A 14,017-nucleotide genomic window follows, 5' to 3' on the forward strand; every position below is an offset into this window, starting at 1 on the left:
GCAATTGATCCCAAAGCGTATCTGTTAATGCTTTTCTTGCCATAACTTGTATTTCTCGCATCGACTCAATAGATGCGGTATTGTAACTATTATTTAGGGCTTATCCAATTGAAGACACGCCCTAGTACAATAAGATGAGCATTTGCTTTAATAATACTCGGTATGTCTTGATGTTTAAGGCCAAACTCCTGACCTATCTCTTTACAAGTATATATAAAGCCACTTCGTTTATCGCTCTCACGTAGCCAGTACTTCTGACAGATAAGTTTATTAGCTTCTGTTATATCTGACTGATACTCTGGTTTAGTTTTCACGCTCACCTCCTAATACCGACTATATCCCGTGGATATTGTAGCTTACCACTGTGAGTATTGCTATCTTTAGCAGTGGTTAATGACATGACAAAAGATAAACGCACGATTGCCTTTGGCAAGCGTATCCGCGAAGCACGAAAAAGCAAAGGAATATCTCAGGAAAGATTGGCAGAGATGGCAGGTATTGATCGAAGCTATATGGGAAATATCGAGCGTGGAGAAAAAAATATTACGTTGAAAAAAGCATATGAGATATGCGATGCTTTAGAGGTTGATATTAAAGGATTGATTTAACAACACTAGTATGTAGAAACTGAACAGCACTAAATCGTAGTGAGGTTGAAAAAGTTCAGGAACGATATGAAATGGAGAACGATAAGAAATATAGAGTCTATAGTAGTCTGCTTGGAAACCTTTGTAATACCCGTAGAGCTAAAATGAAGTTGATAAGGTCTGCACTATAGTGGTTAACTATAAGTTGTAAAGAACATATTAGGTAGTCAAGTAAAGTCCAAAATGATATGTTTTAGTTGACCTATATTGGCATGGTTATCGGACTCATAATAACTACTATGTAACCGGAAGGTTTTAGATACCAAGCTTTCTACACCTTTGCCATCTAATGTGAGTAGCCTATTAATTCCTTCTACTGTTTTTTGCTCATTACCTTCTATAAGGTAACCTATCATATTTCCTAATGGGTATTTTTGAGAAATAAACCTATTCATGCCTTCATTGATATAAGCTCTTTTTAACTTTGAGTCAGTTTCCTTCAGCCGTTTGGCTTCCATATAATGAATACAAGAGTGCTGGTTCCATGTATGAAATGCAAAATCAATTCTTGGTAACTTATCAGCAAAACCTTTAGACTTACTCTTCGTTGATCTGAAATTCTTATGTTCAGTTTCCACAATAATATTTTTACTTATATAAGTTTTATCACGTCGAATATTTTCACAGATTTGTTCACTAAAATCATTTTCATCCCAGTCTAATTGATATTCTTTTTCAGATAGTGCCAGCTTATAAGCATTTACCAATAGTTCCAAACAGTCTTTTTCAAAAGCCTTTTTGAATATATCCTGAATATTTGTTAATAGTGCCATTTAAACCCCGTTAAGTATTTCAAGGATTAAGTTGGAACCATCCTCCATCGCCATAGATTTTGACCAAAATCGACGTTGGTTTGGACGAACAATAAGAATATCATCATCTGATTTGTAGTTTAATATCTTTCTGACATAAATATTACTCGCCTTTTCTTCCCAAAGCTTTTCATCTAATTGCTTTAATTGAGCTGATACATTCTCATTAGAAACATGTATCGTTTCTTTTTCTTTAGAAAATGATAGTTTCACCATCATCAGCGGGCTATAGTGGCTAATATCGAAAATAGTCGCATTCACATACAAATTTTGATCTTTAATAAAAGCGTTTAAACTATTAGCAATGACTTGAGAATAGTCCCTTATTTGATTTTGTTGTACCGAATGTAATGCTATAGACTTTGACTGATTATGGAACAAATCAGCTTGAAACTGAATAAAATCGGATATACTTTGCTTGGACTCTTCATCAATACTAAATAGCTTAAAAACCAGATTATTCAGCTGCTTTTCTAGCGTAACATATTCAAAAGAGAAGTCCTTGATTTTTGCTTCGATCTGTTTATGTAATTTTATTATCTCATCAGATATTTGAGTATCCTCAAAAATAGGTAAGTCATATATTTCATTTGGTTTTATTCTTTCACGTTCAATCCCCCAAGAATTAGATGTTAACAGGAGGAAGTAAGTTGCTAAACTTGAGTTAAAAATACCAGAAAGATATCTAAGTTTATCAATGTCGGGAGTTGAGAATCCTAAAACAGTACTGTTAAAGACAACAGGAGTGTCTACAATGCTAAAACAGAGCTTATTCTGTTTAAATCCCTCTTTAGCTAGCAATATTGGACCTTTGAAAATTTCTTTGCCTGTAACTCTTCTAAAAATATTAATTGCTGGTAATTCATGCAAATAATCTTTTGAAAAGAGCTTCAAGTAATGTTTAATTGTGTCTTGATTACTCAATAAAGTGTTTATATGAGTAAAATTATTTTTATTAGTATAGAACCGTTCTATAGATTCGGGTCTAATAAATTCCATCTTGGAAATTTCATTATCTTCTATAGGGTTATTGCTAGATTTACCTAAAGGCTGTAGACCAACACTATATTTAATATTATGGTTGTTAGCGTAACTTTTGATATCGTTCTCATAGCTGTAAAGCTGTTGAATCAACTTCCAATCTGCAATACCGCCCCACATAGCAATTTTCCATATCTTACTATTTGGATTTTGACACTCTACTCTAGGTAGATACTTTATATCTGTACGATCAATCTGTAAGCCTTCAATCACATTAGATTTAACATAGGTTTTGGGTGCAATATACTCAATTTGAGTCGATGGGTTTTTAGGCGTTTGATTTTGATAATAAATAATACTTATTGGTCCAACCGCATCACCAAATAAATGACCTCCAAAACTCTTTGGAACTTTTCGAAAAATTGAAAAATTGAAAACTTTTTCAACATAACATTCGTTAAATAACCATTTCCGAAAGTTTTGATATGTGTTACTCGTATTAGTCAATATCTTGGTATTAAAGATCAGTGCAATTTCGCCATGAGGTGCAAGATCGACTGCTTTATGCAAAAAGGGTAATACCATTTCTCTAGCGAAATTATATTTTTCACAATACTCTCGAATAGACGGCAATAGCTGTTTAATCCCAAAAGGCGGGTTACCAACAATTAAATCAAATTCATGATTCTCAATCTCTTCATTTACCTCGATTGTATCTCTACAAAATAAATTATGACCTTGAACCTTTAATATTTCATCATTTGGATTATTAATTAAATCAGGTAATAAATGACTCTCTTTTTGCCAAATAGTTTTTGGGTCTAAGAAATCGACTAAAGCAAGATATAAACTAAAAGTTGCTACTCTAATTGATTGTGACTCTATTTCTATCCCAAAAATATTTTCTGTCAGCAGTTTCTTTAGTTTTCTAAAATCAGTGAGTTTTTCGCCATGATGATTTTCATAACGTTTAACAAGGCGTTTAAAGCTTTCAACCAAAAAAATCCCTGAACCACAGCTGGGGTCAAGAATTTTGACATTATAGTTAGTATATGATTTACCAGTTGGAAGTTTTTCGTTAAGAATAAACTCAACTAATGATGGAGGCGTATAAAAAGTTCCTGATTGTTTTTTCTGTTCTGGATTAGACTCTAATAAAAAACGTTCGTATATTTCACTCAAAAGTTCGATTTGAATAATACTGAAGTCAAATAGCCGCCATTCAGAGAACAAATCAACTTGCGTAGTATCTTCATTACCACTAGTAAAGCACTTACGAATAACTGCTAACTGTTCTTTAGTAACAAGATTCATCTCGTCTACTTTGATAGTAAACACATTACCATTGAAGTATGTTTCTAGCTTTCGGTATAGATGATAAGTATCTTCTACATTTTGTAGAATATCAAAATAGCATGTTGCTTTTGAATTGATCTGTTGGTAAAGGTTTTCATCAGTTGCACCACGATCTTCTAGGTATAACAGAAAAAGTGAACGTAAAATAAGCTTATGAATTAAATCTTTTGATAGCCCGTCAACCTCAAGCTGTTTGGTGGTTTCTACCAAACTATCAACTAAATACCTGTCAACTCGACGTTTCAAGTTCATTTTTGTGCGAATCTTATCAGATTCTTCTAATTTCCAGACAATACCAGTATCTATCGCAACTCTAGAAAAAACTTTATCCAATTCTTCTAAGTGTTGTTGATTAGATAAGCTATATTTTCCAATTTCTAAACCTTCTAGCTCTTTGTCATAATCTGTTTGTTTTGCTTTTAGAATTGGTTTTCCTGCACAGTTATAAATGCGAATTTCAGTGTCAGAAAACACATATAAGAATAAAACCTTCTTATAGTTCCAGATGTCTTTTTGTGTTTCAGCAATTTCAATAAGAGCTCTGGAATCAAATGTTGAAACTTTTTTTAGAAAAATAGCTGGAAAGCTAGAGCCGTTTTCATCAGTATTAAGATATACTAAATCTACATTTAAACCTTTAACCTGCTGTAAAACAATAGCTTCGCTTTCCGTACATTCATTTGAATGGACAGAAACCGCTCTATTAAAGCCCAGAGAGGCTATTAAGTCTTTTTCAGCATCGATTAGCATAGTAATTTCAGTAAGCTCTTTGAGATAGAAATCAACTCTGTATCATAGCATTTTTACATTATAGTATCTATTGTTATCCAATCCTAAAGCAGACTGCCCACATCCTATTTAATAAAGCAAGATTTTAATTAGGTTGTAGTATATTCCAACGCATCCCAAATGATATCCTTCACCAGATCATCTTTAAAGTGGGTGCTGAAGCTCGCTCTAAGCCCGTTTGCTTCCATCTTATTCAATAGTCGTTCAGTATGCTTAATCTTACGGTTTTAATCTGCTCTCAGACTACCAGATGAGCTAGTATCTTTGGTCTCAACAATTAAATTCAGCATTTGACCTTTATCAGTTTCAACAATATAAGCAAAGTCTGGCGAGTAAGTACCACCCTCAGCTATTGCTATTCTAATGGAGTTTCTAGAAGTTTTACTGATATTGTGACATGTAGAACTTGGTCTTTAACGTGGTATGTTTCTAAAGGCGAATCATAGAAGGTATTTTCGAAAAGATAAGCATTATCGGGCTTACCGTTATCATAATGGACATCGAACTAACCTGATTTTAACTCATCTAAATGTATGTCAGAGTCTGCATGGCTAATAGGATTAGCTTGGTTAGATATGATTTTATAGCCTATTTCAAACTAACGAATCGCCCAGAATTATCTAACGATAATAAACTTTTTTTAACATGCAATATTTCGTTGATTTTGACTTCGTTTTTCTTGTCGTTGTCCATGTTGCCTTTTGAAAAATAACCTCTGTGGGTTAAATGAAAAATAGAGTAATCAGGTCAAAATGATAGTGATGGTTAGCTTTACGAAATCTTAGGTATCTAACATATCCCATTCGTCACCTAATACCCAACGTAGAGCTGATAATTTACCGTTAATCATACCCAATTCAAAGTCGCTCCAAGGACCTACATTTTCATATATCTTTTCAACTCGTTCGGCAGATTTAATTGCGCTATCGAGAATATCTTTGTGAATAACGTGGTTGCCGTAGCGTTCCGTGCCTTGAGGGACAATTTCTATCTCACCTTCATTTATGCTATATATTAGATTTTGATGGCGGTTATACCAAACTTTATCTACTAACTCGTCCATTACATTGAGGATTTCTCTTAACCCACGAGTTTCCTCTGTATAGTCATGTTCAAACTCTATTCCAGCTAAGTAATTATTATCAATATGGTCAATTGCTGATGCCAAATTATTGAAATAATAAATATTATCATTGAAAATATTTTCAAAATCGTTATGAGGTTTCCGATGATCTTCTGCAGAAAAATCTTTGTGGTTGTGTGTTATGAACAAACAACTATCTGCACTATCGATATCTAATGAAAACTCATAGAATTGCTCGATTATTACGGCATCAGCTACTGAGTTTTTACTAATGTGGAATGGAGCTTTTTTTTCTAAGCCTCGTTGAACGGCTGCAATTTTCGAACGCTCGCTAATGGTTATTTTTTCTGCTGATTCGATTAGTTTCTCAACTCTAAAAATGGTGGCATAGTTAGCAGCCGTTAAAAGAGGCAGTCTTGCGTTTATATCGTTTAATACGTCAATGGTTTGAGCTCTATCTTTATCTGCAAACTCACTTATGATTGCTTTGACTTGTTTAAATTCTTGAGACAACTGCTTTGCTGTTTTATTTGCGACCTGTTCTTTGTTCCTTACATATTCTTGAGCTACTAGATCAATTACGACTAGCTTCGCTGTCTCAGTACGCACTAGTTCTTCCAATGCAATAACTAGTGGCAACTCTTGTTTTTTAGTAGAAATATCTAAAAAAACACAAGTGTCTAGAAATATATAAAACATATTACCTCGATAAATATTTCTAAAAAATTAGATTCATCTATTTCCATTATCCTTTATAGAATAATGTATCGACTTATTTTACGTTCTAAGCGTACAATCTCCATATGAAACTTTTGGTAATAGGAATCGTTAGGGGTATTTTCTTTAGCGATATTCAATGATATAGTCGCATTTTCTATATTTCCATCTGCTAAATAAGCATATATTTTTTGCAATTCACATAAATGTATAGGTTTTCCAAGTTCATTAGCTAAATTTAAACATTTAATAGATTCTTTGGTCTTATTTGCAATTCGAGATAGTATTTTCCCTTTCGTAAATTGAAGTTCAGAATGATTAGGATCGATGTTAGTAGCTTTACTGATTTTTTCTAATGCTTGTGGGAAATTTTTATAAATAAATAAAGTGTTTGAGTATTTCTCTAACAGCCAGATATTTGTAGGATCTTCATCTATAGCTAATTCGTAATATTCAATTGCTTTTTCTTTGTTACCTTCATTAAAAAATTTTCTAGCTACCCGCGCAAATCTACTTAAGTAAGCTTTTTGATCATTATCTGATATTTCTACCTCAATATACTTTAAAAATTCTGTATATCGATTTTGGATTCCTTGTAAATCCTTTTTAAGAGGATGTGTCTGGCCATCAAAGCTTATTGTTCTGTTTTTACAAAATTTCATGAAATCATTATTGAAGGTGATTTGAAGTTGGCCGTCGATGCTGCTAAGTTGACAAATCCCTTTGCTACCTTCTAAAGTATTTTGAGCTAGAGAAAAAGTCAAATTAGCTTTATCAGAGGCTAATTGCATAAAATACTGATCATGATCAGGACCAAAATAAGTTAAAAGAAGTAAAAAATATTTTTCTTTCTCATTGAATCTTTCCCAAACATCAGAAAATAAGAACATACCTAAGTCTTTTTCTTGTAATCTTTTTACTTTATCTAGTGCACTATCGAGTGAACTCTGTGGCTCATTTGCAAACTGTATAAAAACGTTCAGAATTAAAGGTTTATTGTTGAGTTCCCGAGTAATTCTTTTTAAAGTAGATATGCCTGCTTTTTTAATTGCATCAATTTGTAATACATTCCCTCTTTTTTGAATGTATTCAGCACCTTCTTCATCTGACCATTTACTTGTTTCAATTGGTCGTGCTTCAAGCCTTTCTGTTCGACGTGAAGTCAGTATTACTCTTCCAGCGTAACGGGAAAGTAAGTTTATTTGTTTACCTAAATTAATAATATCTTCATCATTTTCAGCCATAGTTTCTGTATTATCTAAAATAATAAGATGCTCATTTTTCTTAATCTTCTCTTTTTCTAATAGGCTTTTTAATTTTCTAATAATAGTGTCTGCATCTTTCTGATACCAGCTACTGTCAAGTTTGACCTCTAATAGCTGTGCTATATGTAAAGCTACATCTGCAACACCTAGATTATTATTTGTGAGTGACTCTAAACCATACATTCCCCAACGAGTCTTTTTTGCTGTATAAAAAGTAATAACACTGGGTTTCCACTCAACCTCAATAGAATCTTCAAGTACACGATGCATAAATTCCAAAATGAGAGTTGTTTTTCCAATACCACCATCACCATATACAAGACATCGTTTTGAGTCTTCTACATCGTTAAACCAATCGATAAGTTCAGTTATTTCTTTTTCTCGTCCTGTAAAGTCAGATACTGAGATAGCTCTCTCTGGTAAAAAAATTAATGGATTCCAATCATTATATTCATACACATCATAAGTTTTTCTTTTAGAAATATTAAAAATTTTATTTGGTACTTCATAAAAGTGATCAGTTGCTTGTGTTAAAGTTTCTTGAACTTTAACAGTAACATTAATCATCCCGTTGTTAGTTTTCTTTATTCTGCGATAACAAGTAGGATGACCATCAAAGAGTCTTAATGTTTGTATAGGCGTAGAGATTTGAAAGTTTTTAGGAAAAAATAGAGTGTCTCCACCTTTACTTTCAGGCAAATAAAATTTTAATTTCTCCAAGATATATTCAATGATATCAATATCTAAAAATAAATTAGTTGAAGAGATACCATGTCCGAAGATACTCTCATTTCGATCTGCAACATATGTACATAAGATGTTTCTTAAAGATGTTTTTTTGATTTGTAACCATTCTACTAATGCAGGCTGATTTGAGATATCTTTATCTTCAAAGTAAAATCTGGCTAGGGAGCTATTTTTCAATTTCGCTATTTGTGTTAGAGAGTTGCTTATAAAATCAACGCATGCTCCATCGGCAGGTTGGAGCAACTCCATAAAACTAATATCAATTTTAGACATATTTCCAGAGCTTTCTTTAGCTAAAATATTTATATATTCCGCATTTGAGATGCAGATGTGTTGAATGAGCATTCTAAAAATACTTAGACTTACTTCAGAAATATTTTTTTGTGCTTTTAACTTACGTGCAGCTCTAATGCTATTTAAAAAAATATTGTACATTGTGAAATCCAAATATATAGAAGGCCTTTGATATTATCCGAAGTTATATGCCATGGTTTATCTTTAAGCAAATATAAATTTTTAGATAAGACATAAAATTATTGCATACTTATATGTAATAGTGCTCAGTTTTTTGCAAATGAAAGAAGAAATAGAGAATTAAGTGCTTCAGTAACGCTCTTCTTAGTCATATCAAAGAGCTTAGGATATCTATAAAGTCTATATTTTTCTTCTACTTTTTAGAGCCGTAAGTATTAATCTAAACTATCAGCTGAGCATCTACTCATAGCTATTGAGCTCTTTAACGAATTATTTTGTGGTATGACAGCTGTTGTTTCTATAGCAAGTAATGAAACAGATAAGGTTTTTTAAAAGTGACAAAACTACTCATTCGATGAAAACCATATAATTATGCTCGCTTTTTATATTAATCATCCGCAATCATTCAGCCAAACCTAGAACCGTATCCAATCGCTTTTGCCACCGTATAAAATCGTCACTACTTTCAGTAAGTTCGAGCATACCTTTAGGATGGTTCAAGGTGTGCACATCGTCAAAATTTTTTAAATAACTGGCCTTAGGCCAACGCAGCGATCTCTTAACAACTGAGCTTAGAAACTCATCCATATGATCGTTCCAGTAATCTAAATCATTGGTTTTTATTATTAAGGTCGATATTGGCTTAGAGTTGTCAGTAGTATCTATTTCCAAAATGACGAAATGAGAAGTATCAGTTTTGACTCTTACTTCAAGTAAAGACCGTCTATTGCCGTCCATCGTTCTATGTAGCCTAGAACGCCCAACAGCAGGTAAAAAATGTAGTTTTTCAGTACAGTCAGTTTGAGGTCGTTCTGATAACATCTTGATGAGTAGCTTGAAGGCTTCAAATCTTTGCATATAAAGCTCTAAAACGTCGCTGTCATCATCAAGACCTGTAAAGTCCGCCTGACATGCTGTGCCGTCAATTGTGGCCTCATCTGCACCAAGATCTAGTTCTACCAACTCTTCATAATCTTCAGTCTCTGCTCCTTGTGCGCCTGGAACTCTTTTTTTGACAACCTTTCGAGTCTCTATTGGAGTTGCAAAGCTAAAAAATGTTGTTGGCACCTCTATCGTTTTCGATTTGGAGTCAATATCTGCTTCTTGCTGATCATCAATAGTATCACTACTTACTGTACCATTTGGCTTAGCTACATTACTTGTACCGCCGCTTCTCATACCAGATTTGAATTTCTCACTATAAAACGGCACTTTTTTAGGCAAAGAGGAAGAAATATTACTGATACCTAGAATTTCATGAATATAGTAATTGTCAGTGTCCTTATCCAACCGGCCTCTAGTCTCTAGCGAGATGTTATCAAGCCGTGGCGGACTAAATTTAAAGCGCCATGTTTTTTTGTCTTCAGTTTCCTGAACTTCTTCAATAAAATTTTTTGCAATACTTTCATAGGAAGAACGGGCGTTCCTATCTATTAGTATCCAGGCCAGTAAGCGTCTTTGGCCTTCATGATCAAAAATTTTTAAAGGTAGAGAGCTTATAGGCAAAACATTTACCAATACCGAATCATCTTGCATGTCTTTAATCCAAAACTCTCTACTGAGTAATCCGTGATCAATACAGTTTCGAGCAAGATAAGCATTATGGAAAAATAAAACTCGTGCAAATTCAATCTGAGGTATATGGACCGTTACTGTTGAATCATCTGCTCTGATATAGTCAAATACAAAGGTATTACCACCCCCTTCTGAGTCGATACCTATTTGCCAATTAGCAGTAGAGATATTACTTAAAAAAAACGAATAACCACCCTTACGAGACTGCCCATCTGGAGGGTTTATGACCCTTCTTTTTGCGAGAGCTGGTAGATTTGATAGCCTGGTATGTAATACCTGTTTTTGCCTATCGCTTCTTACACATAGCTCAAGGTTCCATGTCTTCGAATGTTTAAATTTGAAGACATTAGCAACGTACATTATTTTCGAGTCTACAGGAAAACCTTTAACTATCATATGCTTACCTTATTTATTCGCATATCTGCTATATTATGCGCCTGTTCTAGGAACCGATTAGATTCAGGAGTAATGCGCTCATCACTCAATTTAGCCAGTCGTAATATCTCCCAGCGCTGTAGAGTATGGTTGTTTAATATACTATCAATCAACACATGGCTTAACCGTCTTATTTGATAGTTACTAATGTCTTCGCTATATCTGTTCAAAAATGCTGAGACTAAAGGTAGCTTATCTTGATTTTTTTCAATCATTGAGATTGAATCAGTTTGATTCATCCACCACTTTTTTGATTTACGAGGTAATGTTAAGTCGAAACATGTGTGATCATTTATTTTGATCAAAGACCTCACAAACTCGCTATCTCGCCTTTGCCAATCTACAGTGAATCCTTTAGGTATGTGACGTTGATGGTAGTTTTTGTTTGTATTAATAAACCATGTTTTATCGTTACGATATAGCCATGCGTAAAGAGCTTGATTGATTTTTCTAGCACCTTTGATAGATTGGTTTTCTTTAATCAGTTCCATCCAAAGATTTCGCTTTGCTTCTGTCAGTTCACTGTCAGGCTTTACGTTACTTTTCACTTGTGTAATTTTGCTTGGAAATGTAGTTGTCTGACTTTTCACCTGCATCATTATTTCTTCAAAAGACCATTCTTGCTCTAAGAAAGACTCAATAGCAACAATATGTTCAAGATAACTGAACGATTTACGATGTTTACGAAAAATACCCCGAAGCCAACCTGTTTCACTGTTAAGTCTATGAAGATTGTTTGTTTCCAAAAACTCTAATGACCATCTATTTTTCACCTTTTCTAGTATACGAAAATGATCGATATGTTTAGTACCTCTCATACAGTCGCGAGATCGAGCTAAACCGTGATAAAAAGTAGTCCACTGCTCAAAAGTCGGAGAAGATTGTTCGGCTAAGGAGAAAAGCTCAATTGTTTTAGAGATGAGAAACTTATCATCTTTACTGATGCTTTCTTGTTGCATTAAAATACAGTTATGGGGAGTAGGGGCAATAAAATCATGACGGGAGTTGGGGCGATATTCAACTGAAGAATCCGCTAATGCTCCATGCTTGCTACAACAAGTTATGCCTGGGATTTGCCACATACGTGACCAATACCACTCACCATAGGCTTTAAACTGCTCATTAAAACATTGTGGGCAGTAACGGATATATTTTACAGAGGGCAGTCTTGATGCATTACTCCCTATTGCTAAGTGAATAGCGCCTTGTGAATGACTAGCCATCCATTGCAAACATTCTTGTCGCCTAGACTCAGGGATAAAAGGAGCATACAAAGGAAAAAGCGTATGCTGGTATGCAATATAATTTAGATTAAAACGGTTATGAGGATAGTGATTCGTTATTTTAGATAAATGGCATGGCAAATCAACGGTTGCAACCACACCTCTGTCTTCAAAAATATCATCTAATAACTGCTTTGGACTAATCAACCCAGCTCTAATCTTATACCTAGCAACTGTGCTATAAATTAGCTCTTCGTCATACGGAATAGGGAGATTGATCATATCAACTCACCTTAGGTAGCCAGTCATTGATATCAAATATTAGCGATGTAGAATCTTTTAAGTGTTCATAAAATGAATCATCCCTTTCCTTTTGAGTGAACTGATAGCGTAAATCTTCAGAGTCAAGCGTATCCCAATCCTTTGGTTTGATATAATTAGATTTTTTGGTAAGATCAATCGTTTGAGAGTCATCTTTTAAATCTCTGTTTCCAACTTTAACCTCTTTCAACCATTCTAAAATGGTAGGTATCAAATCAGCCATAGATGCCTCAGGTAGCTCAGAAACTGCTTGTTTAACCGTCGGTATTAGTAGAGGAGAGTCTTGCCCCATATCGACTAACATACGATGTAATCTGATGCTTAGTTCGCACCCCTGATATTCTGATACCTCATCGAACTCAGACTTCTTTTGATGTAGCTTACTTTGAAGCTGCAGTAACTTTTTATCAATGTCGGGTACTACTAGATCTGAAAACTCGGCAATTTTGTCTGCCCTACCAGATTGCAAGGCTTCTATCATAGGATGTATAGGTCTTAGATCTTCATCATAAGTGGTCTGCAGTAGTTTAACCGTAATACGCTCTATCCCTGAATCTATGGCTCTGAGTTGAGCTAGTACAAAAAGCTTAACTACGATATCTAAAATGCCTTGTGACAGATCATACCAACGACTTCTTACATCATCAGATAAGATAATATCTGCTTTTTTCAACCATTGATACTTCCACAAATTATCCGTAAACCTGTTCCATTCAGATTTATATATTTTATCATCTGCTAAAACTATATTTGGTTCTTGTGCCATCTGCTCCCAAAAAACCGAGCCAAAACCTGCTCCACGTCGAGCTGATCTTAAGTCTCCTTCAAATATAAATCTAGCTTTTGGTGTTCCAACCATAACGACAGGAAGACCTACCGTATTTACTAGCGTCACAAAAAAATTCAACATTTTCTCAGCACCGCCAGACTTATTAACACTGAGATGTTGTATTTCATCTATTACTAACAGTCCGATAGCATGATGATTAGAAATCTGACGCATCAAATTCAATAAAGTTTCAATACTGTGTCGTTTTAGCGCATACTTTTTTTCATAATTAGAATCTAAAGCTTGGTCAATCGCTCTAAAAAAGTGAAGGCATAAGCTTTTAAGTGAACCATCGTGCGGACAATCTACTCTTAAGTAAACAATTTGAGTAAAGTTTAATTCTGAATGATAAATAACTTGAGGGTAAGTCGATAGAATTTTATTAAGGGTGGTCGTCTTGCCGCTACCTGAGCAACCTATAAATGCCAAGCTACGAGCTGTAGAGGTCACAGTAGGAAATCTAACCATATCGTTCTTACCAGACATTAAACGCTCATAGCCATTTTGAAGATGAGTATTTAAAGAGCCGTCTTTAGGATTACGTCCAACATACCCTTCACGAATCATTATTGATAACTTCTTCTCAAGATCAATATGACGGTTAATAGGCTGAAAAAACAGTCCCATCATTTGAGATATGAACCGCCCCGGGATTGTCGGAGACTCAACATTCTGAGAGAATACGACAATGAAAAAACAAACCTACACTCCTGAGATTAAAGAACGCGCCGTTCGCATGCTGATAGAAGCGTTGGGCGACTA

Annotated in this window: 10 protein-coding genes; 1 reads left to right on the plus strand and 9 read right to left on the minus strand. The window is 34.4% G+C overall.

The window, feature by feature from the left end; translation table 11 throughout:
* Nucleotides 1-89 precede the first annotated feature (89 nt).
* The gene (locus tag JMX07_RS12895) at nt 90-314 is read right to left on the minus strand and encodes a hypothetical protein (protein WP_201608324.1); all 225 of its coding nucleotides are present in this window, start codon (nt 312-314) and stop codon (nt 90-92) included.
* Between the two features lie 84 nt (nt 315-398).
* Here JMX07_RS12895 and JMX07_RS12900 point away from each other — a divergent pair, with 84 nt between their 5' ends.
* The gene (locus JMX07_RS12900; RefSeq protein WP_201608327.1) at nt 399-608 is read left to right on the plus strand and encodes a helix-turn-helix domain-containing protein; all 210 of its coding nucleotides are present in this window, start codon (nt 399-401) and stop codon (nt 606-608) included.
* 206 nt (nt 609-814) lie between these two features.
* Here the strand turns inward: JMX07_RS12900 and JMX07_RS12905 are convergent, their stop codons facing one another.
* The 8 genes from JMX07_RS12905 to JMX07_RS12935 all read right to left on the minus strand — a co-directional run bounded on the left by JMX07_RS12905 (nt 815) and on the right by JMX07_RS12935 (nt 13,885).
* Nucleotides 815-1,420 (minus strand): hypothetical protein, encoded by a 606-nt coding sequence (locus tag JMX07_RS12905; RefSeq protein WP_201608330.1) that lies wholly within the window; start codon nt 1,418-1,420, stop codon nt 815-817.
* Nucleotides 1,421-4,546, minus strand: coding sequence for a class I SAM-dependent DNA methyltransferase (locus JMX07_RS12910; RefSeq protein ID WP_201608332.1), 3,126 nt, complete (start codon nt 4,544-4,546; stop codon nt 1,421-1,423).
* A gap of 266 nt (nt 4,547-4,812) precedes the next feature.
* Entirely contained in the window at nt 4,813-4,974 is a 162-nt protein-coding gene (locus JMX07_RS13765) for a hypothetical protein (RefSeq protein ID WP_227684847.1), read from the minus strand.
* A gap of 392 nt (nt 4,975-5,366) precedes the next feature.
* Nucleotides 5,367-6,368, minus strand: a complete 1,002-nt coding sequence (locus JMX07_RS12915; protein ID WP_201608334.1) for a PIN domain-containing protein — start codon at nt 6,366-6,368, stop codon at nt 5,367-5,369.
* A gap of 53 nt (nt 6,369-6,421) precedes the next feature.
* Nucleotides 6,422-8,833: a tetratricopeptide repeat protein gene (locus tag JMX07_RS12920; RefSeq protein ID WP_201608336.1), complete on the minus strand. Its 2,412-nt coding sequence runs from the start codon at nt 8,831-8,833 to the stop codon at nt 6,422-6,424.
* A 441-nt stretch (nt 8,834-9,274) separates the two neighbouring features.
* A complete protein-coding gene (locus JMX07_RS12925) occupies nt 9,275-10,843 on the minus strand; it encodes a Tn7-like element transposition protein TnsE (protein WP_201608338.1) in 1,569 nt (522 codons plus the stop codon).
* The gene (locus JMX07_RS12930; protein ID WP_201608340.1) at nt 10,840-12,387 is read right to left on the minus strand and encodes a TnsD family Tn7-like transposition protein; all 1,548 of its coding nucleotides are present in this window, start codon (nt 12,385-12,387) and stop codon (nt 10,840-10,842) included. The genes JMX07_RS12925 and JMX07_RS12930 overlap by 4 nt, the downstream gene beginning before the upstream one ends.
* A gap of 1 nt (nt 12,388) precedes the next feature.
* Nucleotides 12,389-13,885 carry an AAA family ATPase gene (locus JMX07_RS12935; RefSeq protein ID WP_227684845.1) on the minus strand — a complete coding sequence of 499 codons (1,497 nt, stop codon included), beginning with the start codon at nt 13,883-13,885 and terminating at the stop codon, nt 12,389-12,391.
* Between the last annotated feature and the right edge of the window lie 132 nt (nt 13,886-14,017).

The sequence above is a fragment of the Psychrobacter immobilis genome, assembly GCF_904846235.1.
Taxonomy (GTDB): Bacteria; Pseudomonadota; Gammaproteobacteria; order Pseudomonadales; family Moraxellaceae; genus Psychrobacter; species Psychrobacter immobilis_C.